Genomic DNA, 23,451 nt, shown 5'->3' on the forward strand with positions numbered 1-23,451 from the left:
TTTTACCGAACTACCGCCATCTGGTGACCTTCACCGGCCGGCAGGCTGAAACGGTTAGTCACCTCGAAAGACTGTTGATCAATCACCCAGATCGTGGGATCCGACCGGCTGGACACATACACTTTACCGGCACCTTTAACCGTATTGAGATGATAAGGTTTCGGGGCCAGCGGTACTTCGGTTTTCTGGCCGGTGGCGGGCGTAAACACCACCAGCTTGCCTGCAGTGGTACTGCTGATAAACAGGTGGCGACCATCATCACTGATGTCCAGCCCATGCAGACTGTCACTGATTGCCACTTCTTTACGCTGTTCCGGATCAGCAAGAGGGATGATAGAAAGGGCGCCTTTACGGGCATTATTGACGTACAGTTCGGATTCATCACCGGACAACACCATATGCTCAGGAGAACTGCCGGCATCAAAACTGCGGATAACCTGCCAGGTTTCAGTCTCTATCTCCTGAACATTGCCTGCACCGCTGTTACTGACATAGGCTTTAGAGCCATCGGAAGAGACCAGCACAAAGTAAGGCCCGTTATCCGTTTCAATCAGTTTAACCTGAGCACCGCTTTGCACATCCACCACACTGACATGGTTACGGGTCGGATGCGTGGACAGCACATAGCGTCCATCCGGTGTAATCGCCTGATGATGTGACCAGCCGGACACCGGTACCGTTTGCATGACATGACCATGGGCAGGATGCACCAGATACAGTTCACTGTTCTGATCCTCACCGGCTGCGGTTTTTACCTTATCCTCCGCGATGCTGCCCGCCAGCAGATATTCTCCGTCGGGCGTGGCTACCAGCCCGTGGGGGTTTTTAACCCCGGTAAAATGCTCAGTCACCGTGTCCGTGGCGGCATCAACGGCGACAACTCCATTACCGGACCCCAGGGGAATATACACTGTGGGAGCTGACAGTACAGGTAACGCATACAAGCTGCCCACCATACAGGTCAGACTCAATAAACTGCTTCCTGAAAATGTACGCTTCATGACAAATCCTTCTGTTAAAAATGCTTATTTCAAAAATCTTTATGTACCTGGGTCTTTTGTCCGGCGGGCTGAACCGGTTCTTTACCCGGCTTATCCGCAGCGTCATGCTTCGAATGGCAGTCATGCCCCATGCCTTTCATCATGAACAGATGCATTAAAGGGCAGGCGAGAAACAGCAAAGCTGTCTGCCAACGGGTATCAGTAAAGAGAAACAGGTATCCGGCAATTGAGATACAACCGGCCATCATCAGATTATGGCCGTTTTTCCACCAGGGAGTGCGGTTATCAGTCTTCATTACGACTTCCTCAGTTAAACAGGTGATCTTTAGTTTGGTTCAGTCAGGACAGGCGAACAGAAAATCAGCCAATAGGCGGGCGTAACAAGGGCTTAAGGGATACAGCAATAACGTTGTCTGCGTATAACAGCGGGGAATGTAAAGATGTTAGCGACACAGGAGAATGGGCTGCATCTACGCCGGCCTGCGCAGTACTGCAGGACGTTACACACATAGCAGCACAGGAAAGATTGTCAGGCTGATCAGCGCTGTATTCAGCCAGCAGCGGGCTGGCGTCCCCCGGTTCACCGATAATTGTGCATTCAGAATGTTCCGCCCCCTGCATACCGGATGACGGGCTGGCATCTGTTAACTGACTGCTAACCATCGCCAGAAAGAGGGCACACAGAATTGTGAAAAACATAGGTTGCCGGGGCATGACGTTAACATCCGTTGTTATCCGAACACCCTTAAACAGACCCTCAGCCACGCTTATAGTTCAGCGCAGTATGGACAGAGAGCAGCAACCGGGCGGTTGCTGCGGATGAAGGATCCCTCAGGAGAGAAACAGGTTGAACATCAGGCCGGCTAAAATTGCCATACTGAGAATCACGACCAGGAAAGCGGCAATCATCTGGTTTTTGAAAATCGCTTTCAGCAGGATCACTTCAGTCAGGCTGGCACCGGCACTGCCAATGATCAGCGCCATCACAGACCCCATCGCCATACCTTTCTTGACCAGCGCAGCACTCAGCGGGATAACCGCTTCCGCACGGATATACAGAGGTATACCGATAACCGCTGCGACAGGAATTGCATACCAGGTGGCATCACCGGCGTACTTGGCAATCAGATCCGTTGGGATGAAGCCGTAGATAAACGAGCCAAGACAGATACCCAGCAACAGATAAGGGACAACCTGCCTGAAGTCTTTCCAGGTGGCTTTCCAGATGCGGACCCAGCGGCTTTCAACTGCCGGTGCAGGGGTATCTGAACCACAGCTACTCACAGACGCACCGCAGTCACTGCTGGCAGACGCGCCACAGCCAGTGGCCACCGGCTGCTGGTAAGCCTCCTGACGGACATAGCGTTCAAAGCCCAGTTTCTCCAGTACGAAACCCGCTGTCACAGACACCACAAGCGCAACACTGAAATACATCACCGCAACCTGTAAACCAAAAGTGATGATAAACAGGCCAATAATGACCGGGTTCAGCAACGGGCTGGAAAACAGAAATACCATCATCGGGCCAAAGCCGGCGCGGGCACGTAACAACCCTTTTAGGAAAGGAATCGTTGAACACGAACAAAAAGGTGTAATCGCCCCCAGCAGAGCAGCAATCACATAGCCTTTACCTTTACGCGAGCTAAGAATCGACTGAATTTTCTCAGGCGTGATGAATTCCTGCAGAACACCAACCAGATAACTGATCGCAAGGAACAGCAGGGTTAGCTCAACCGCCAGAAATGCAAACATGCCGAGTGCATCTTCAAACATCTGAATAGTTTCAGGGGACATATATACTCCGTGATCTGAATTAATTAACTATATTTCCAGAATTATAGAAATAAAAAGCAACCGTCAAGGATTATTTCCACGTTAATCGAAACGATCTTGCAGTAGCAGCGAAGGTCCCGGTGAACATCAGATTGCGTCAGATAAATTAACTATCTGATTTATATGATTTAATAAGGACATTCGGTAAGGTCAGAGCGCCCACATGCCTGAGCCGGCTATGCTTTTGCGTTTTAAAAAAACTTCGATTAATATCGAAATAGTTTAATAAGGAAACTGATATGCAGACACAACTGGCCGCTAAACGTCTGGCCGAACTGGGCCACGAAACCCGTCTTGAGGTATTCCGGTATCTGGTTAAAGCCGGGCATCAGGGGGTACCCGTAGGGGAGTTACAAACCAACCTTGGCATTCCCGGGTCTACTCTGTCGCATCATATCAGCCGTCTGGTGTCAGTCGGCCTGGTAGAGCAGCGCAGGGAAGGGCGCATACTGTATTGCGTTCCCCAGTACGACAAACTGCTGGCACTGGCCTCCTTTCTGATTGATGAATGCTGTAGTAAGGAATACAGCCAGTCGGATTCGGACTGCAGCAGTTAACGACACCTTGTTGCCCCTATCACTGTGTTCAGTCTGACCTGTCGTTTACTTACCGGTTAAACCCGTTTGTAAACCATTGTTATTCTCTCCGCTTAACACCGGCGCCATATGATTATGATGTTGTTTCAGCAATAGCGTCTATTATTTGGACTAGTGTTTACTCAATGACCAATTGAAATTATCCCGTAATGGATGGGTTTCAGACAGTATCAACTTTTGTCCATCCATCTTCGGCAAGCGGAGGGAAGTTCGATGCAACCAGCCCTTGCCGGTGCTGCTCCCACCATCGACAGTGATGCTCTCGGGCAAGCGCTGATCAGTACCGGCTCCCTGACGGAAAAAGATCTGCAACGCGTGTTACAGATGCAATCCTCCAGTACAGATAACACCCCCGTATCCAGCCTGCTTATCCGGCTGGGCCTGGTATCAGAAACCACCATGTCGCAACAGCTGGCAACGTTACTGGACTTGCCCCTGATCAGTGCCCGGGAATTTCCCGATGCGCCTCTGCTGACTGAAAGCCTGTCTTTCCGGTTTCTTAAAGAACAGTGCGCACTACCCATCGCCATTGAGGATAACCGGCTTCAGGTGGCGCTTGGCCGGCCCGGGGAAGCTTTTACTCTGGCGGCTCTGCAACACGCAAGCGGCTATGAAATTCAGCCGTGTATCGGCGTTTGTACAGAACTGGAAAATGCCATTGAGCGTCTTTACGGAGAGGGTAATAGCCGGATGGGAAATATTCTGGCGCAGGTCAGCCCGGACGCGGACAGTGATGACCAGGATATCGAACAGTTAAAAGATATGGCCAGTGAAGCGCCGGTTATCAGGTTGGTCAATCTGATTATCCAGCGGGCCGTTGAGTCCAGAGCGTCTGATATTCACATTGAACCCTTTGAAAACAGCCTCAAAGTGCGCTATCGGGTTGACGGGGTACTGCAGGACAGTGAAGCACCTCCGGTTAACATGTCTCCAGCGGTCATTTCACGGGTCAAGCTGATGGCAAAACTGAATATTGCCGAGCGTCGTCTGCCACAGGATGGCCGGATTGAAATACGGCTGCAGGGTAAAGATCTGGATATCCGGGTCTCCACCGTGCCAACCATGTTTGGCGAAAGCCTGGTATTACGTTTACTGGACAGAGAAAGCGTCGCGCTTGAATTTGATACCCTGGGTTTTGATACCGCGCTGTTACAGCAACTGAACACTGTCCTCAGTATTCCCCACGGCATGTTAATTGTCACCGGCCCGACAGGCAGCGGTAAAACCACCACGCTGTATACTGCGCTGAATCAGCTCAACACGGAAACCAGTAAACTGATTACCGTAGAAGATCCGGTTGAGTATCATCTTGAAGGCATTAACCAGATTCAGGTTAAACCGGCAATCGGCCTGACATTCAACAGCGCGCTGCGTTCGATTGTCCGTCAGGACCCGGACGTCATCATGGTAGGGGAGATGCGGGACCTGGAAACAGCACGCATCTGTGTTCAGTCATCACTGACGGGCCATATCGTGCTTTCAACCCTGCATACCAATGACGCTGCCAGCAGCATCACCCGTCTGCTGGAAATGGGCATTGAAGAGTACTTACTGACCTCCACCCTGAATGCTGCAATCGGTCAGCGCCTGGTCAGAAAGCTGTGCCAGCACTGCCGTGAAGCATATACCCCTTTGCCGGAAATGGTCCGGGATATGGGGCTGGACGCGCTGCCGTCTGCCGCTCCTGTACAACTGTACCGTCCTGTAGGCTGCGAGCACTGTGCCGAAAGCGGTTATAAAGGCCGGCTGGCAATCATTGAATTGCTGATCATGAACGATGAACTTCGCCGGCTGATACTGCAACGGGCAGACGCAGGCACTCTTATGAAACAGGCAAAAGCCAGCGGCATGCACAGTATGTATGAAGACGGTTGCCGTAAAGCGCTGCTTGGATACACCAGTATCGAAGAAATCATCCGGGTCACGCAGGAGTCATGACATGCCTTTATTTGCTTACCGGGCGGTGACCTCTGACGGTGAAGAAAAAGCCGGCACACTGGATTCAGCGGATGAATTCGCTGTCGCTCACAGCCTGCAATCCCAGGGGCTGATCCCACTCAGCATCGCTAAACCCCAACAGGGCTCAGACCTTCACCGGCTGCTGAACACACCGGTAGGAGGCACCGAGTTCAGCAAAGCCAGACTGTTAATATTCACTGAGCAGTTAGCCTCACTGATGCAGGCGGGTATTTCCCTGGACCGGGCCCTGGAGATCATGATTAATGTCAGTGATGATCCAAAACTTCAGACGCGGATTGTACCGATTCAGGAAGGTGTCCGGCGGGGGCAGGCCTTATCCGGCGTCCTTGCTGAGCAACCTGGAATCTTCAGCAGCTTTTATATCAGCATGATTCAGGCCGCTGAAGCCTATGGCGATCTGGGCAAAGGATTACAGAATCTGGCTGCTTACCTGACGCGCAGTCAGGCTTTGCGTGACAATCTGCTGTCCGCTCTCATTTACCCCATTATTCTGGTGGTTGTATCAGTTATTTCGCTGCTGATTATTCTGGTGTACGTCGTGCCTCAGTTTGAACAGCTGTTTGCCGGTATGAACAAATCGCTGCCCCTTTCCACAACCGTCGTTCTCAGCGTTGCTGCGGGGATTAAGGAATACGGCCTGTGGGCGCTGGCAGTCATCCTGCCCGGCATGGTATTGCTCAGGTATCAGTTACAGAAAACCGCTCAACGGGAATCGTGGGATAACCTCAAGCTGAGATTGCCGCTGTTAGGGCGGCTGATCCAGAGTGTGGAAACCGCACGGTTCTGCCGCAGCCTGGGTACGCTGCTACATGGCGGTGTGCCGTTGCTCAGCGCAATGGGGATCGCCCGGCAGACCCTGACCAATACACAGATGACGCACTCAGTGGATCAGGCAGCTGCTGAACTTAAAGCGGGTAAACACCTTACCCGGCCATTGCAGAACACCCGACGCTTTCCATCACTGGCAATACAGATGATTCAGGTAGGAGAGGAAACCGGCCAGCTCGATGTCATGCTGATCAAGGTAGCTGATCTTTATGACCGGCAAGTAGCCAACCAGACTCAGCGCCTGCTGGCCGTGCTCACCCCGGCACTTATTGTCGGGCTGGGCATTATGATTGCCGGCATCATCATCTCAATACTGGCTGCCATTATGAGTATCAACGACATACCTATCTAATGCAGGAGGAACAGCCATGTATGCCCGACACGCAAATAACAAGCGGGGGAGTATACCTGCAACATTAAAAGGCTTCACGCTACTGGAAATCCTTGTAGTACTGGTCATTCTGGGATTACTCGCCAGCCTGGTCGGCCCGCAGGTATTCCGCCAACTGTCAGGTTCAAAGGTAAAAACAGCGGCCTTACAGATCGAAGAGCTTTCATCAGCCCTTGACCTCTACCGCCTTGAAGTAGGCCGTTACCCAAGTACCGATGAAGGCCTTGAGGCACTGATAAAACAGCCTTCAGGTGAAGATAAGTGGAACGGCCCTTATCTGAAAAAATCCGTTATCCGGCTGGACCCCTGGGGTAATCCTTATCACTACAGACATCCGGGAGAAAATGCCGAATTCGATTTATATTCCTACGGCGCAGACAACAAGGAAGGCGGGCAGGCTGAAAACCGCGATGTTGCTAACTGGCAATAGAGTACTGAAACAGGAGTAGCAAAATGCGCGGGTATAACCATCGGGGGTTTACCTTACTTGAACTGCTGATCGTTCTGGTAATCGCCGTGATGGCCACCACCCTGATAGCCCCGGGCTTCAACCAGGTAGCCGAGCGCATGGCCTTACGGGGTGACAGCCAGAAAATCGCTGCTCTGCTGCGGTTTGCCCGCAGTGAAGCAATCAGCCGGGCCAGCCTGGTCCGTGTTGAACTGCACCCTGAAAGTGGCGAACTGTCGGTTAGCCATGCGAACAAGAACACCTTGTATCCACTGGAAGCAGGCACCGTTATTTCACTCACGGGGGCTGGTCACAGGCCAGACCGCCAACCTTATATTTTGTTTTTTCCTGACGGCAGTTCCAGTGGTGGCAGCGTGAGCCTGAAAGCCTCGGACAGTCAGTATCAGATCATGGTCGACTGGTTAACGGGCAGGGTGAACGTCGATGGCTGAACACAAAAAATCCTCACACCCACAACAAGGTTTTACCCTGCTGGAAGTGCTGGTTTCTTTCCTGCTACTCAGCGTTTCACTCACAGTGATAATGAACATTTTCTCTGCCAGCGTGCACCATCAGGTCACGGGGGCAGAGTACCGTAAAGCATTGCAGTTTGCAGAATCAAGGATGGCAGAGGTAACGTCCGGACAGGCGCTGCGGCCCGGCCGGGACCGGGGCCGGATCGATGACAAGTATCACTGGGAAGTGGACATTGATGACTGGCAATACCCTGATTATGATCCGGCTATTGTCAATGATCTCGAGTCACTGAGCGTCACCGTCACTGTTGCCTGGGGAAACACAAAAGAACGCCAGGTCAGGTTACAAACCGTCAAACTGATACGTACGGAGCCCCTGTAATGACTGTCGTTGCAGCACGTCTGAAAGGCTTTACACTGGTCGAAGTCCTTGTCGCACTGACCCTGACGGGTCTGGTTATGCTGCTCGTTTCTGTGGGGCTCAATCTGGGCGTGCGGAACTGGGAAAGCCTGATCAGCATTCAGGAAACACAGAACCGGCAGCAAAGCGCCCAGTGGATGCTCCGAAAGCTGATTGGTCAGGCCCGTAACGAAGTACTCTACAATCAGGGCGGCGAAAGCATGATTGCCTTTGCAGGCTATCCTGATGAAATTACTTTTGTTGCGCCGTTACCCGGCGACACCACTTTAAGCCACCTGTACTGGATCAGAATTGGACTGGAATATAATGAAGCTGGCAGACAGGGGCTGCTCTTAAGCTATCTGGCCTATGATAACCAGCCATCGGCCCGACAGGGAACTGCCAGTGAAATCGAATCTGAGGATGAAGATAATCAGCCTTTCCTGATCGATACAGCCCGGGATCAGCTGCGGGAAAGCGAAAGCAGGGTATTCCTGCTGCACCGCGTCAGCCAGATCGAAATTGATTATCGCCATACCCCTGATGACCACTTACCCAGTTGGGAAACAGAATGGGAAAAACAAAAGCAACTACCGGAGCTGATCAGAGTAAGGCTGGCTGACCAGGAGGGGAGAGTAACCGCTGAGCTGATGATCAAACCCCAGGTACACAACTATGAAGTCAAGCAACTGGGTTTATAGCGCCCCCGGTCGGCACAGCCAGTACGGTTTTGTGCTGGTGATGGTGCTGTGGCTGTTAGTACTTCTTTCCCTGATGGCCATGCATCTTTCTCTGATTACCCGTACCGAAACACAGCTGTCGCACAATCTGCTCAGCCACACCCGTCTCAGTTATGCGGCTGATGCCGGTGTTAACTGGGCGGTTATGAATCTGTCTTTACCCCCTGAGGAACGCTGGCTGGCAGACAGCAGCCCACACCTGATGACCCTGAACGGTATTCAGATCGAGGTAAAACTACAGGACGAAAACGGAAAGTTCGACCTTAATCAGGTCAGCCTCCTGCAACTTGAAAGGCTTTTTGTGGCAGCCGGTGTCGCGCCGGAAAAAAGCAACTTTCTGGCAAATGCCGTGCTGGACTGGCGTGACCCGGACAACCTGCGCCGACTTAACGGCGCCGAAGACGAGGACTACATAGCTGCCGGACTGGCTTACGAAGCGAAAGATGACGAATTCGAATCCATATCAGAGTTACGTCAGATTCTTGGCATGGAAGAATGGATTTTTGAAGCGGTTTCAGGGGCCATCACTGTCTACTCCCGGCGGGAGCAAATTAATCCGCAAGTCGCACCCCGGCTGGTATTGCTGGCGTTTCCCAATGCCACCGCTATCGCCGTGGATCAGTACATCCTGAAACGGCGTGAACACCATGACAGTGAGCAACCGGCACCTGCGCCTCCGGAGTTTATTGAAAAATTTGTTCCACCAACTTTACAAGGTGTCTACTACACTATTCATACTAAGGCGTTTGTGGCAGAACATGCCCGGGCGTTAAAAGACGTAGTTATCCGCAAGAGGACGGGGCCTCTGGGTAACCACGAGGTACAGAGTATTCGTATTCCTATCCCGTCTGAAGGAACGCAGCCAAGAGAGGAATAGCATTTACTGGTTACCGAATTAAAGGATAACCAACATGGATACACCACAAAGCAGCTCCGTTATAGCAAACAGTGTCCGTCAAATACTCCACAAACTCCGGCATTTCTGGAAATGGTGGAGCACAGAACTGCTGGAACTGATGCCCTATACACTGAGGCATCACCTGACAAACCGAGGCAGATTTCTGATTGCAGAACTCCAGCAGCAAGCCTGCAGCTTCCGGTTTGGCAACCGTGGCCAGCTTGTACTCCTCGGCAGCCTGACACTGGATGATCCGTCGCCTGAACTGTCAGGCCGTTACCATCCGTATGCGCAGCAGGCCGATCAGATCATTCTCTTACTCCCTCCGGAATATTTACTGGAAACAGAAATCATCCTGCCCCGTGCCACGGAACGTAATCTTTCGGATGTGCTCAGATATGAAATTGACCGCTATACCCCGTACAAAGCAGAGCACATCTATTATGGTTACCGGGTCATCGGCATAGCTGACAACGATGACACCCGGATCCGGGTCGCGCTGAAGGTGGTAACCCGCGAAATACTCGAACCGGTACTGAATAAACTGGCTGACTGGGGCGTTGCCCCCGGTGTGATAGCTCCGTCCGCAGAACAAAGTAACAACCTTTACAGTATGAACCTGCTACCGGAAACAGATACCGGTACATCCCGGTCCGGCATGGGAATTTTCTGGCGAACCAGTCTCGTAATCCTGCTGCTGATCGCCTTGCTGATCCTGCCATTCCATTTTCAGCAACAACAGCTGACATCACTCAGGCAGGCAGTCACGGAACCTAAACTGGCGGCGGAAGAGGCCAGAGCGGTAGAACAGGAATTCATAATACTGAGTCAGAGCCGCACCTTTTTCAGTGAGCAACAGCAGGCATCCTATTCCACACTGGACTTTCTTAAACAACTGACCCGGATATTGCCGGATCACACCTGGATTAACCAGTTACAGATAAACGGTCAGGACATTCGCCTTCAGGGTGAGTCCCGTCAGGCATCGGCACTGATTGGCCTGCTGGATCAGTCACAGCTGATGACGGAGATTGCCTTCGCTTCACCGGTCACACTGAACCCCAGAACCCGGAAGGAACGCTTTGTAATCAGTGGCCGTTTGCATGGGGAGTCAGCACAATGAGTCCCGCACAGTCAACGTTTAGCCGCAGCCGCTTTCTGGCACTGGCATTATTAATGATATTTGCCATCCTGATCTACTGGCTGCTCATCGCACCGCTGTTAACCCGATATCTGGAGACCCGGAGTGAAATTCAGCAGTTAGAACATCAGTTGCAGGTTTACCGCCGGGTAGCTTCAGAATTGCAGGACAACCGTACCAAATTACAGGAGTTACGGGCTGCTGCGCCGGTAACCGATATCTACCTGAGGGAATCAAAACCCAGTCTGGCGGCCGCTCAGTTGCAACAAATGATCAACTCAATGATCAGCCGTACGGGAGGACAGCTGGTGAGCACAGGCATTAACAACCTGCAGCAGAACACCCCCTTACAAGCCGTGAGCATTAAAGTTCATCTGCGAACAGAAATTACCGATCTGGTGAAAGTGCTGTATGCCATCGAACACAGCCGGCCAGTGCTGTTTACCGATGATCTGGTGATCCGTTCGACCATCCGTACTGAGCCGAACACTGTCGTCACCAGCCGGGGTAAAGCAAAAAGCCGCATCAGAGCCCGCGTTCCGACACTTGACGTACAGTTTAATGTCACCGCATACACATTAGCGGAGGGGATATGAATTTAATTCCACCGCCTGAATATCTGGCAGGCACGCTGATAACTCTGCTCCTTACAACACTGTTAGCAGCACCGCTGCATGCCCAGGAAAACGGCACCGGCACCAACACTGCCAGTACTGGCCCTGATTCGCAGCCCGCACAGACTCAGGAAAACTCTGCCGATACAGCGGCACACCGTACCGCGACGATCAGTGATTATCGCAGCATCAGTGAAAGGCCGCTGTTTCATGCATCCCGGCGTCCACGGCCCGAAGCCAGCGTTAACAATAACCTTGGTGACCTGTCTGAAAAATGGCGACTGAGCGGCACCATTCTCCTGAAACAAACGCCCATTGCCCTGTTTTCATCTAAAGAACAGGGGGGACCCCCCCGGCGGATTGAAGCAGGAATGCCGTTGGAACCCAGCTGGTTACTGGACGAGGTTGGCCCTGACTATGCACTGGTCAGTAACGGCGAAGAACAGGTACGGTTTGAACTGTGGCAGCCCCGGGAACTGGCCCAGCCTCAGACCCAGCAACAGAAGCAGGCGGCAGTAACTAAACCCGACCGGAAAAAGTTAAAGCCACAAATCGTGGAAAAGGCAGTGGATCCAAAAACAGAATAACCACTGCCGAGGAAGGATGTAATGAATAATCTCTCAGTAAGAACAGTGATGCTCTTTGCCAGTTGCTATTTTATTTATGCATGCAGTCTGACACCGGGAGGGCATCGTCAGGCGCTCGACAACCCCTGGTATTCTGATAACAAAGAGACGCAGCAGGCACCGGGGGAAAACACAAAACAACGGTCAGCCATCAGAGACAGTTCGGCGATAGCATCCCGTTTTTCGGATCAGGGCAGCCTTAACGAAACAGCCAAAACTCCCAGCTTTGAAATTTATGAAGGTCACGGGGTGATGGTATCTCAAACCTCATCAGAATCAGCGCCAGCCGCCGCGGAAGGCGAGATCACCATGAATTTCCAGGGCGCTGAAATCAGCGAAGTCATCAAAACCATTCTCGGTGATATCCTGCAAAAAAACTATGTCATTGATGACCGGGTCAGAGGCTCGGTGCACATGAAAACCAGCCAGCCACTCCTGCAGGAAGAGCTTCTCCCAACCCTTGAAGCCCTGTTAGCCATCAACGGCGCGGTTTTGCGCCAAACACGCAATTTCTACGAAATCGTCCCCGCCGAATCGGCACTGGATTCAGGCTATTCACCACAAACAGGTTTAAAAAGCGGACGGGGTTATCAGGTACTGATTATGCCCCTGCGGTATATCGCATCTTCGGAAATGATGAAAATACTGGAGCCGCTGAAGCCCAAACAGGGCCTGCTTGAAGTCGACAGCCGCCGTAACCTGCTGATCGTTGCCGGCTCAGCAGATGAACTCCAGAACATCCAGGAAACGGTGAATATTTTCGATGTCGATCAGCTCAAAGGCATGTCAGTCGGGTTATTCCGGCTGCAGACAGTGGCTGCTGATGTAATGATTGAAGAACTGGAAGCCATTTTTGGTGATGCCGCTGAAGGGCCTCTGGCCGGATTTGTTCAGTTTCTGCCAATCGATCGACTCAATGCGCTATTAGTAATTACGCCGCAAAAAAAATACCTGCGTGATGTGAAGGTTTGGATCAAACGGCTGGACCGGGCAGAAGATCCACGCGGCACAAACATGTATGTGTACTACGTGCAGAATGGCAAAGCAGAAAATCTGGCAGAAATGCTGTCAGAGCTGTTTGAAGGCCAGCGCCGCAGCCGTCAGGCCGATGAAGGTAATACATCCGTAAACCGTCCCCGACCGGTGAATGAGCCGGATACAGACGCCGATACACAGACCGCGCAAAGTACAAGCCCGGTACGGTTAAGTTCTGCACAGCCTTCTGACGGGTCCAGCCTCGATGTTGGGGATGTAAGTATTATTGCCGATGAAGAAAACAATGCGTTACTCATTCTGGCGTCAGCCCTTGATTATGAAAAGGTACAGCGAGCCATTCAGAAACTGGATGTACTGCCATTACAGGTGCTGGTTGAAGCTACCATTGTAGAGGTCTCGCTGGAAGATGAGCTGCGCTATGGCCTGCAATGGTTCTTCAAATCCTCCCTGGATGGTAAATCCTCCAGAGGTTCTGTCGGTAACGTGCCGATTGTGACTCCCAGCAACTTTTTCGCCACCGCTAACTTTGAAGTATTCGATGCCGCCGGAACCCGCTTACTGCTGAACGCGCTGGCAGAAGACTCCAAGTTGAATGTTATATCTTCACCCACGCTGATGGTGCTGGATAATCATACCGCAACCATAAGGGTTGGCGATCAGGTACCGGTACGGACATCGGAAACCACATCTACGGCAAGCGACAACCTGAACACCACCAGCACTATTCAGTTCAGGGATACCGGTGTATTGCTGGAAGTTACACCCAGGGTAAATGCCGGGGGTATGGTCGTACTGGATATCAAACAGGAAGTGAACGATGTTGACCAGACAACGACCTCCGGCATTGATTCACCGACCATCATCCAGCGGCAAATTGAAACCAGTGTGGCCGTACAGAGTGGCGAAACCCTCGTGCTTGGTGGTCTTATAAAAGAAAACCGCGATACCGGTAGTGGCGGGGTACCGGGGATACGGCATTTACCGGTTGTCGGCTGGCTATTTGGCAGTGAGCGAAAGAGCGTCAGCCGTACAGAGCTGGTCGTTATGATCACGCCAACGGCGGTCACCGACAAAGAGGAAGCCCGGGATGTCACCCGGGAATACCGCGAGAAACTCAAAGGCGTTGAATTTCCGCTTTAATATTTTCCTGCCGGTGCCTACCCGCACCGGCAACTTTACACAGACTAACAACTCCTGCCTGCTAAAACACCTTCACTTCTTTATCTAATTAATTGATTAATTGGCACTTGTATCCGCAAAAAACTTATTGCGTTTAGCAGTACGTCATTTTAAACAGCTACCGTAAAGCGGTTGTTACACAGAACCTCAGGTTTTGTATACCGCCTATACATTCCTTACTTTTTACAGAATTTTAATAGAAATAAACTCCTATAAATCAACACCTTACAAACAGGCACAGAACTTGCCTACTTAAAGACGCTACTCTTGCTGCCTGATCACTCAGTCTGATTACGCACAACGGAACGCAACAGAACCTCCCAAGCGGGAAAAGCAGGCAGGGTAGCCCCAAAAAACAGAGCAGGATAACGACCTCACGTCTGAGACAAACGCAGTATATGTTGTGTCGATGCGGATGCCTCTGTGGCAATTATTTCCTGCGGAATTGGTGAGGTGCAATATGAAACAAACGACACTCTTCCGATATATACAGGCATGGTTTTTCGGATGCTTTATGTGTTTGGCATCCGTGTCAGCCCATGCTGTACATGACGGTTTCTTTCAGCTCGAAGGGAATGCGGTTGATGATGCTGCGGCAACAGAACCCGATGACTGGGAAACCCTCTATGATGACTTAATCAACGGAACAAACAACGGTAACGATGATGTCTTTACATTTGTTTCCGAGAACGCAGATATTTCCATATTCGGCGGCGGTAACAAAGACATCCATGATGTCAGCGACTGGAGCTGGGGAGACGGCTCAGTACCGGATAAAAGTGATATCCGCGACGCCTTCGCTGCCGCATATAATGACAACGGCGACCTGACGGTCTACTTTGGTGCTGACCGCTTTGCAAATGCCGGTGACACCTTTCTGGGCTTCTGGTTCTTCGTTGAAGAGGTTGGCATCATTGATGACCCTCAGGACCCGGATTTTGGACAGTTTTTCGGGAATCACACATCAGCCACCTTCAGTAACGGCAAGTACAGCAACGGTGACGTTCTGGTGCTGGTCAACTTCCCGCAGGCTAACAATGCTGTACCGTTAATCCAGGTGCTGGTATGGGATGAAACCTGTCCTAAAGCTGCCAGCAATAACCCTGGTCCTTTAGACTGTGCCGCCAGAAACCTGCGCTTAATTGAAGGTCAGTCCGGTGCCGGTGCAATCTGTGGTGGTCCGGGTGCTGATCTGGCCTGTGCTGTTTCAAACGATGAAAACGGCCCTAACGACCCGACTGCCAGCCCATGGCCTTATACCTCAAAAGACGGTTTTGTTAACCAGTTCCCATATGAAACCTTCTTCGAAGGGGGTATTAACATCACTCAACTGGTCGGTGGTGACGGCTGCTTTGCCAGCTTCATGGCCGAAACCCGTTCTTCCAGCTCATTTACTGCTCAGCTGAAAGATTTCATTACTGGCGCGTTCCCACTGTGCGGTTTTGAAGTCGATAAGTTCTGTAAAGCCGATATTAACGGTGACGATACCCAGGTAACCGTCAGCTTTGCCGGTAACATTGATAATACCGGTGTCGCTTCTCTGTCCATTGACCTGACTGATACTGCCCCCGGCGGTGTCGCTGTGTTTGATGCATTCTGCATCGATACAGGCGGAGACGGTTGTGACGGTGGTGATACAGCTATCACCAACACCGGTACTGCAGGCGAACCGACTGTCGTCGTACCCGGTGGTACTGTGGTTCGTTACGAAGGCCATTACACCGTGGCCAATCCGGACCTGTCCGATCTGAACTTTACGGATACGGTTACCGCAGAAGCGTACTCTACCACCGGTGGAGGCTCTCTGATAGATACCAAAGAAGCCATCGCGGCATGCTTTGCGTCTAACCCAACCCTTGCAGTGACGAAGAACTGCACAGCCGCGCTGATAAACAATGATACTTATCAGGCAACGCTGAGCGGTACCATTGAAAATACCGGTAACGTCCTGCTGTCGAATGTCGACCTGGCTGACGTGGCTACCGACGGTTCAGGCATCACACCAAACAACTTTGTTGCCTGGTATGAGTCTGTGACTGTTAACGGTATTCAGGATGCCGGTGAGGCTAACCTCACTCTGGGCAGTGGCACCATGGAAATCGGTGACCTTGTGGCTTATTCAGGTTCACTGACTAAAACCAATGACACCGACCATTCCGATACAATAACAGCCAGTGCAGATTATCTGGTTGATAACCTTGTTGACGAATCTGCCAGTGATACCGCCAGCGTACTGACATGCGCTCTGGCACCGTTACGTGACCTGACCATCGTTAAAGAGTGCGGTACTCAGGCTGACCCGGATGGCGTTGCACTGGTTGCACACCAGGGGGCACTGGCCGTCGAGATCACTAACCTGATCACGGTCACCAACTCAGGTAATACCAGCGATCATGAGGATCTTAACGTACTGCTGACTGACACCCTTGCAGAAACCGTTGAGAAAGTCAGTGGTCCTGCCGGAATGTCATGTACCAATGCTGGCTGTAATGGCCGGTTAGATGTGGGTGAGACTCTGGTCATCAAGACCACTTATCTGCCTGATGCTGACCTTGGCCCAATCATTGAGCAGGGCACAGCAACATTCACCAACACAGCAACTGCCGCATTCTCAGGCGTACTGACTCAGGGTGATCCTGAAGACAAGTCTGACAGTGCAACCTGTGAATTGTGTAATTAATATGATTACTCAGTAACACAGAGGCATAGCATAGCGGGGGCATCGGCCCCCGCTTTTTTATTCTTCGCCGTTAAATTTACCTGCTGAACCTGTGCCAGAAACCTCAGTTTCATCATCTTTACACATAGTTCACGGTGAATTACCGATGTGTAAACACTGCCTTACTAAGCGGGGAAAAAAAGCACTAAACCTCTCCAATAACCACCTGATATCAATAAGTTATATTCATGGCACGGTATATGCTCACTATATACAAAGTGCTGTAATCAGGCTTGTTCGGGGGAATGTTGTTTCAGCGCTTGTCACAGAAGCAGGGGCAGAGTTCCTGCTTCTTCTAAGGGCTGCCAGAACGACCTGACAGCAGTCTTTAACCAAAAGGAGGACAAGCCATGTCTTATATAACATCTGACTATAATGGCTGTACTAACGGCACACCCCACCAAAGACTGTGGAGTTTTGCAGTAGGGGGGCTCTGTGCCATGATGCTTTCGGTCTCAGCAAATGCAGGCCACACGGACTTTCAGGACCGTGCGGGCTCACCAACCGATCCGGGCGGAATAGTTCCGCATGTTTATGAGGGCAACCCAACCTGTTCTCAACTGGGTGAGGTGAGCGGAATCCCCGGATTGCTGGAAATTAAGCTGCATCCTGAGGACTATCTCTCAAACCCTTACGTCGATATTACCCTGACCGGGAATAACACATTCAAATGGGAGAACTTTCAGGGCCAGATTCAGGGGATTTTTGTAAAAGGCGGCCCAATCGGCGGCAACATGTATGATTACACGGGTACAGGCATCAGCACCGACGGTAATCTGCATTCTCCCTTACATCCAAGAAAAGAACAATTCAGTGGCCTGAGCCATATCTCGTTCTGCTATCTGCCAGGCAGCCCGGACATCACCGTTGAGAAAAGCTGTCCTTCAGCACCGCAATTACTCAACAATGGTGAAAACGGCGCCCGTTACACCTATGAAGTTAAAGTCACTAACAGTGGTGACGGCGTACTTAATAACTTCATGGTTGATGACTCACTGACAAATGTCGCCAGCTGTAATATAACCAATGTACCTGAGCAACTGGGTGAAGACGCTATGGCCACCATCAGCGTGGTCTGTGATTCCGCCACTCCATTGCCTAACAATGGTTATAACGAAGTGACTGTTACCGCTGATACCGAGTTTGGCCACCAGCCAACTGTCAGCGATGACAGCAATGCAAGCTGCCCTGATTTCGCACCACCAAGCGTGGTGATTGAAAAGAGCTGTGCTGATCCGATGATCCGTTTAAAAGAGGTCACCGTTGGCGAAGCAACCATTCTGGGTGTGCAGGCCTGTGTTGATATCCGCGTTACCAACAACGGTAATGATGAAACACTGACCAACATTGTTCTGGTGGATGAAATCGCCCTTGATCAGAACCTGCCGATAAATGATCTGGCACCGGGTGCCTATAAAGATCTGAATATCTGCTATTACCCAAGCATGCCTACCGGCGAAACACTGCTGCACGGTGACGGTATCTATTCACTGTTTACTGTGTACATGCAAGGCGAAACCCCTGAGGCTCTGTTCTCTAATACAGCCGTTGTGATGGCAGAAGGGATCTTCTCTGGAGCGCAAGTCTCCGATGATGACGATGCCAATTGTTCAATCTGCGTATCCGACACACCAGGGTTACCGTCCGAATGCCCCAGCCCGGACATGAATCCTTATCTGTTAACTGAGTAAACGGAGTAATAAAAAACCGGCCCATTCCGGGCCGGTTTTCTTACAGCTATTCAATCTTGCCGGTTACTTATTACGGCCTTTGCCTTTATTTCCGCCACCACTGCTGTCATCTCCACCCGTACCGGATGATAACTGCACAGTCACGGTTGCCGTTGCCGTGGCTTTACCGTCGCTTATGGTGTAGGTAAAGCTGTCGGAGTTTTTGAAACTCTTATGCGGTGAATACACCAGCACACCGTTGCTGACACTGACAGTACCTTTACTGCCCTGAGTAACACCTGCAACGGTCAGCGTATCATTCTCCGCATCATAATCATTTTCCAGAACAGCGATCTGAACTGTGGTTTTACTGCTGATCTGTGCCAGGTCCGCAACCGCGACCGGTGCTGTGTTTGATGAGACCGGATTCACAGAAACAGAGACTGCCCCGTTGTCGGTACCACCGTTACCATCACTGATGCTGTAGTTAACAGTTGCAGTACCGGTAAAGCCACTGGCCGGGGTGAATACAAGCTGGCTGCCACTGATGCTGACATTGCCCTGCAAGCTGTTAGCGGCAGTGATCGTCAGGCTGTCGCCATCGCTGTCGCTGTCGTTGTTTAATACGGCAATCGTTACTGCTGTTCCCGCATTCGTACTGGCACTGTCATTCTTGGCAACCGGGGCATTGTTCTGGCTGTTTGCTGTCACAGTAACGGTAACCGTTGCGCTGTCAGTACCACCCTGGCCATCAGACAGTGTATAGCTGAAGCTTTCTGTACCACTGAAACCACTGGCCGGCGTAAACACAATATTACCGCCACTGATCTGAGCAGAACCGTTCACGCCTGAAACAGAGGTAATGCTCAGACTGTCGCCGTCAGCATCGCTATCGTTAGCCAGCACATTGACCGTTACCGTGGCATTCTCGCTGGTTGCCGCGCTGTCATTCACTGCAACCGGCGCAGCATTGGTATCCGGAACGGGGTCCGGTGCGGTACCGTCCAGAGACACGCTGATACTGATACCGTTAGCGGTATTCGAGACCGGTGTAATGGAGATACCAAATTCATCATCAATGTACGTCTGGCCGACTTCCAGAGCAGCATCGCGGAAATCGTAGCTGGCAAAACTGGTAATGCTGTCCGGTGTCATATCCAGCAAATAACTGCTGTTACTCTGGGTGCCTGTTGCACGGTGGAAAATCACACCGTTCGCCAGGTTTTCAGGATAGCGCTCATAACCGTCTTCGAAATGCTCTGCATCGAAGCCAATCGGCTGCCGGTATTCCAGGTAGTACCACACTGTATCACCGGTTGTTGCATCGTTACCGGCGGCGATTTTAAGCGCTTTGCTGCCAGTAGTATTGGACTCAAGCGGGGCAATCTCATAGATTCCTGAGGAAGTAACCGTTGTTACCGCCGGTGACTGACCGTAACCCAGCCAGCCGAGTAATGATTTGTTGAAAGCATTCATATGACCAACGTTAGTACCCATGATATCCAGCAAATCGCCATAAGTTGCAGACTGGCAGTTACTCTCAAGCACACCGTTCTGGCAGTTAAGGCTGTGGGCATGGGAAAGCCCCAGGTTGTGACCAAACTCATGGGCCACGATATCCAGCGACAGGGGAGAACTGATCCAGGCACGGGATACACCGTTGCTGCCAACGGTGCCGGCATTGGTTGAACAGGCACTGTCAGGTGGGATCATGTACATGATGTGCTCATAATCGGCCAGGTTTACACCCTGATTCTGGGCTATCTGATCCACCTGCAGGTGATAGTTCGAAGGGCAGGAGGTATTGCCATCCAGAGGAAGGGTGATCCAGTTGTACACGTCACCGCTCAGCCATGTCTGGTTATAAGACGTTTCCTGAATGAAATCGTTTACCAGGCCAAATACGTTGTCCCGGACCTGGCTGGTCGTCCACGGCTTATCATTTGGTGAGTCCTGAAAATTCACCAGGAAAACCGCTATCTTACGCTCCCCAAAGGTATTCGGCATAATGCCGGCAGTGCCGCCGTTATCCCCACCGGTAGCGCCCATGATCAGGATATCATCACCGGTTTCAACGGCGATCTGATCATCATTCTGCTGGCCTTTAAACGCCCAGCCCCGTACCCGTGCTTTCTGTCCGCTGCGCAGGTTTTTTTGCTGACCATACATATGCAACGGGAAACGGTCATTACCGGTTATCAGATAGTGATTAAGCTGATGGCTGCCGTCCGGGAAGTCTTCATATACCTTCTCAATAGTGCCTTCGAGTTCCAACCGGCTCTGGAGCTTTTCACGGATATGTGCCGGCATACCTTTTGTGGTATTCTCGCCAGCGCCCTGGGATACGCCCTTTGAATGAACATGGGAAACATGGGAAGAGGCCACAACCTCAGCTGCGGATAACCCTATAAAAGAAACAAAGCTCAGTGAGCTGATGGCGCGCACGAAAGAATTTTTGAGTAAAGCCATGAGGATCTCTGTTAAAAATATGTAACGAAAGATCCTCAGCAACGCAGGGCTGCAAAGGTAGGGACGAATTCTCTCTTTTTGGCAGTTCGGCGGTCCCGTCTGAGACAAACCGGGATCCGTAACTTTGCGAAACCTGATTACTCAGGTTGTGCCTTTGTCTGGAGAGGATCTTTCTATTCTGTACGTCTGCTGTTTACTTCAGCAGATACTGTCTGTTCCATATGGCTATTCCACCTGCAATATAAGCAGCCATATTTAAGGCTGACCTATACATGATGTCCTGTATCAATTGGATGCTTTGTTTAGCCTGCCCACAGTACTGAACTGTTTAAGCTGTGTTACACCCTGTAAACTGCGCGACATGTTAGCACCTCAAACTGTACAAGTCTTATACAGTTGTCTGATAGAAAGTGTAAACTTTTGTATAAAATGTGATCGCTTTTGCGGGATAAATTCAGAAGAGTCGCGGTCAAAGACCGCCTATTTTGGTAAATGGTGGGGGTAATCTGCGTGCCAATCCTCAGCCAGTTCGTCCCAGAAGATAATGTAGGGTGCAGAAGACCAGTGTATGGAATGGTGCATGGCACGCTGCTGGTGCCGGCGGATATCCTGTAACAGCGCCTGATTCCACTTAGGTGAAGTGCTGTCAGAATCGATAAGGACTGGAAGCTTACTGGAATAATCTTCACGAAGAGACTTATCCGGATCAGCCTGATTAATGACTGTGCCAGTGACGCGCATGACCGTTTTCCTCCTTCCCCCGAAAGAGTAATGCAACGTTTGAGCCACTGTTAATATTCATTTAAAAACAATAAGTTATTGAATTTACATCATGAAATAAATTCAAATTGTTTCGCCACCTGTACAGTTCAGACCTGTAAGTCGTATTTCCTGATAAGGCGGTAAAGCGTCACCCGGGATATACCCAGATATTTTGCCGCTTTGGATATATTGCCTTTTACGTAATGCAGGGTACTGCGCACCGCAAGTTCCTCTGCTTTATCCCGGGCTTTATCCAGCGAAACGATCTCATGCGTAATGTCCTGGCTCGACATACCGAGATCATCTGCGGTAATCAGCCGGTTATCTGTCATGATAAGCGCCCGACGGATACGGTTGATCATCTCGCGAATATTGCCCGGCCACTCATAATTACTCATTGTGTACAGCGCCTGTTTGGAAAAGCCTTTGCACTGGGTGTTGTATTCTTTCGCAAAATGACGGAAAAAATACTTTGCCAGCAGTTCAATATCTTCAAAACGCTCAGCCAGGTTTGGCGTATGAATATTGAGCACATTCAGCCGGTAGAACAGATCTTTGCGAAAGCGGCCATCTTCCACAGCTTTCTTAAGATTAACATTCGTCGCGGCAATGATACGGGTATCAATCTTAAATGACTCACTGCCGCCAACCCGCTCGATGGTTTGCTCTTCAAGAAAGCGCAACAGATACACCTGCAACGGCAGGGGCAGATCGCCAATTTCGTCCAGAAAACATGTGCCGTTATGCGCAGATTCCAGACGCCCGATCGTTCGTTCATGGGCGCCGGTAAATGCGCCTTTTTCATGACCGAACAGCTCTGAGTGAATCAGAGTATCCGGCAGCGCACCGCAGTTAATTGCCACAAAAGGGCCTTCACAGCGGGAAGAACGCTGATGAATTGCCCGGGCAATCATCTCTTTACCCGTGCCTGTTTCACCGGAGATGAGGACAGATGCATCCACCATACATATTTTTCGGATCATTTCGAATATCCGCCGCATGGGTTCACTAGCACCGACCATTTCACTGGTTTTTATGAAATCTTCTTCCCGCTCACTGGCCACCCGAAGCAGAGATATCCCATAGGCGTGCCCCATAACCGCCTTCAGGTTAACCAGACTGCTGTCCAGGGGGAGGGTGAAGTAATCATAAAAATTTTCGTAAATAAGTGACCGTAAACGGCTGTCTTCAAGATCTCCTTCTTCAACCAGGGCAATCCAGACAGTGCCGTATTCATACCCGATCAGATTTATAATTTTTTCACGTTGCTCGTCAGTCAGGTAACTGAGATAAACCATACCCACGAGATAATGTTGATTACTGATTAAATTCTTTGCCCGGTATTCAGTCGTCACACGGTCAACAGACCAGTCTGAAAACGGGAACCTGTTAATGTTGTACTGGTGCTTATCCGCCAGATCGAGATAGACCGCTTTTCTTACATTTCCACCAGCGGCAGCACCCTGAATGAACGTATCCATGGTGCTATAAATTTCCTGTAGAGGGCTTTTTTTATTATTTAAACGCCCCTGTTTCAGGGGACGCAAGCATAATTCTAGTAACAGATACCGCATTGTGGGTGAAATCTGCGCAACACTAATGTGTATTGTATGAGTTACATTACCGGAGCAACTGTAAACTTGGTGAATCACATCAAAACAGGTCATTTATACGCTTTTTACGT

The 23,451-nt window shown here is 50.9% G+C and carries 21 protein-coding genes and 1 riboswitch; of the genes, 14 read left to right on the plus strand and 7 right to left on the minus strand.

Annotated elements, in window-relative coordinates:
* Positions 1 to 2: 2 nt before the first annotated feature.
* From PCI15_RS11870 to PCI15_RS11885, 4 genes are all read right to left on the minus strand, one after another.
* Positions 3 to 1,001, minus strand: a complete 999-nt coding sequence (locus tag PCI15_RS11870; RefSeq protein ID WP_271274554.1) for a YncE family protein — start codon at positions 999 to 1,001, stop codon at positions 3 to 5.
* Positions 1,002 to 1,030: 29 nt separating this feature from the next.
* On the minus strand, positions 1,031 to 1,297 hold the full coding sequence (locus tag PCI15_RS11875) for a DUF2933 domain-containing protein (protein WP_271274555.1): 267 nt from the start codon (positions 1,295 to 1,297) through the stop codon (positions 1,031 to 1,033).
* Positions 1,298 to 1,361: 64 nt separating this feature from the next.
* Entirely contained in the window at positions 1,362 to 1,700 is a 339-nt protein-coding gene (locus PCI15_RS11880; RefSeq protein WP_271274556.1) for a hypothetical protein, read from the minus strand.
* 132 nt (positions 1,701 to 1,832) lie between these two features.
* Entirely contained in the window at positions 1,833 to 2,795 is a 963-nt protein-coding gene (locus tag PCI15_RS11885; RefSeq protein ID WP_271274557.1) for a permease, read from the minus strand.
* A 278-nt stretch (positions 2,796 to 3,073) separates the two neighbouring features.
* Between PCI15_RS11885 and PCI15_RS11890 the strand changes: the two genes are divergently transcribed.
* From PCI15_RS11890 to PCI15_RS11955, 14 genes are all read left to right on the plus strand, one after another.
* On the plus strand, positions 3,074 to 3,391 hold the full coding sequence (locus tag PCI15_RS11890; protein WP_271274558.1) for an ArsR/SmtB family transcription factor: 318 nt from the start codon (positions 3,074 to 3,076) through the stop codon (positions 3,389 to 3,391).
* 252 nt (positions 3,392 to 3,643) lie between these two features.
* Positions 3,644 to 5,368: a type II secretion system ATPase GspE gene (gene gspE / locus PCI15_RS11895; RefSeq protein WP_271274559.1), complete on the plus strand. Its 1,725-nt coding sequence runs from the start codon at positions 3,644 to 3,646 to the stop codon at positions 5,366 to 5,368.
* Position 5,369: 1 nt separating this feature from the next.
* On the plus strand, positions 5,370 to 6,590 hold the full coding sequence (locus PCI15_RS11900; protein WP_271274560.1) for a type II secretion system F family protein: 1,221 nt from the start codon (positions 5,370 to 5,372) through the stop codon (positions 6,588 to 6,590).
* Between the two features lie 16 nt (positions 6,591 to 6,606).
* A complete protein-coding gene (gene gspG, locus PCI15_RS11905) occupies positions 6,607 to 7,059 on the plus strand; it encodes a type II secretion system major pseudopilin GspG (RefSeq protein WP_271274561.1) in 453 nt (150 codons plus the stop codon).
* 23 nt (positions 7,060 to 7,082) lie between these two features.
* Positions 7,083 to 7,529 (plus strand): GspH/FimT family pseudopilin, encoded by a 447-nt coding sequence (locus tag PCI15_RS11910; protein ID WP_271274562.1) that lies wholly within the window; start codon positions 7,083 to 7,085, stop codon positions 7,527 to 7,529.
* The gene (locus PCI15_RS11915; RefSeq protein ID WP_271274563.1) at positions 7,522 to 7,935 is read left to right on the plus strand and encodes a type IV pilus modification PilV family protein; all 414 of its coding nucleotides are present in this window, start codon (positions 7,522 to 7,524) and stop codon (positions 7,933 to 7,935) included. The genes PCI15_RS11910 and PCI15_RS11915 overlap by 8 nt, the downstream gene beginning before the upstream one ends.
* The gene (locus PCI15_RS11920; RefSeq protein ID WP_271274564.1) at positions 7,935 to 8,654 is read left to right on the plus strand and encodes a PulJ/GspJ family protein; all 720 of its coding nucleotides are present in this window, start codon (positions 7,935 to 7,937) and stop codon (positions 8,652 to 8,654) included. Before PCI15_RS11915 ends, PCI15_RS11920 begins: the two co-directional genes overlap by 1 nt.
* Entirely contained in the window at positions 8,629 to 9,570 is a 942-nt protein-coding gene (locus tag PCI15_RS11925) for a type II secretion system minor pseudopilin (protein ID WP_271274565.1), read from the plus strand. Before PCI15_RS11920 ends, PCI15_RS11925 begins: the two co-directional genes overlap by 26 nt.
* A gap of 34 nt (positions 9,571 to 9,604) precedes the next feature.
* Positions 9,605 to 10,714: a PilN domain-containing protein gene (locus PCI15_RS11930; protein WP_271274566.1), complete on the plus strand. Its 1,110-nt coding sequence runs from the start codon at positions 9,605 to 9,607 to the stop codon at positions 10,712 to 10,714.
* Positions 10,711 to 11,328, plus strand: a complete 618-nt coding sequence (gspM, locus tag PCI15_RS11935) for a type II secretion system protein GspM (RefSeq protein ID WP_271270194.1) — start codon at positions 10,711 to 10,713, stop codon at positions 11,326 to 11,328. Before PCI15_RS11930 ends, gspM begins: the two co-directional genes overlap by 4 nt.
* Positions 11,325 to 11,933, plus strand: coding sequence for a hypothetical protein (locus tag PCI15_RS11940; RefSeq protein ID WP_271270195.1), 609 nt, complete (start codon positions 11,325 to 11,327; stop codon positions 11,931 to 11,933). The genes gspM and PCI15_RS11940 overlap by 4 nt, the downstream gene beginning before the upstream one ends.
* Positions 11,934 to 11,954: 21 nt before the next feature.
* Positions 11,955 to 14,108 (plus strand): type II secretion system secretin GspD, encoded by a 2,154-nt coding sequence (gene gspD, locus PCI15_RS11945; RefSeq protein WP_271270196.1) that lies wholly within the window; start codon positions 11,955 to 11,957, stop codon positions 14,106 to 14,108.
* A 553-nt stretch (positions 14,109 to 14,661) separates the two neighbouring features.
* Complete coding sequence (locus tag PCI15_RS11950; protein WP_271270197.1) at positions 14,662 to 16,827, plus strand: hypothetical protein; 2,166 nt, start codon at positions 14,662 to 14,664, stop codon at positions 16,825 to 16,827.
* Between the two features lie 389 nt (positions 16,828 to 17,216).
* Entirely contained in the window at positions 17,217 to 18,557 is a 1,341-nt protein-coding gene (locus PCI15_RS11955) for a hypothetical protein (protein WP_271270198.1), read from the plus strand.
* Between the two features lie 63 nt (positions 18,558 to 18,620).
* Here the strand turns inward: PCI15_RS11955 and PCI15_RS11960 are convergent, their stop codons facing one another.
* The 3 genes from PCI15_RS11960 to PCI15_RS11970 form a co-directional block, all read right to left on the minus strand.
* Complete coding sequence (locus tag PCI15_RS11960; protein ID WP_271270199.1) at positions 18,621 to 21,005, minus strand: Ig-like domain-containing protein; 2,385 nt, start codon at positions 21,003 to 21,005, stop codon at positions 18,621 to 18,623.
* A 77-nt stretch (positions 21,006 to 21,082) separates the two neighbouring features.
* Positions 21,083 to 21,168: riboswitch (cyclic di-GMP riboswitch) on the minus strand.
* Between the two features lie 317 nt (positions 21,169 to 21,485).
* Positions 21,486 to 21,746 (minus strand): hypothetical protein, encoded by a 261-nt coding sequence (locus PCI15_RS11965; RefSeq protein WP_271270200.1) that lies wholly within the window; start codon positions 21,744 to 21,746, stop codon positions 21,486 to 21,488.
* Between the two features lie 128 nt (positions 21,747 to 21,874).
* Positions 21,875 to 23,248 (minus strand): sigma-54 dependent transcriptional regulator, encoded by a 1,374-nt coding sequence (locus PCI15_RS11970; RefSeq protein ID WP_271270201.1) that lies wholly within the window; start codon positions 23,246 to 23,248, stop codon positions 21,875 to 21,877.
* Between the last annotated feature and the right edge of the window lie 203 nt (positions 23,249 to 23,451).

Source organism: Aliamphritea hakodatensis (genome assembly GCF_024347195.1).
Classification (GTDB): Bacteria; Pseudomonadota; Gammaproteobacteria; order Pseudomonadales; family Balneatricaceae; genus Amphritea; species Amphritea hakodatensis.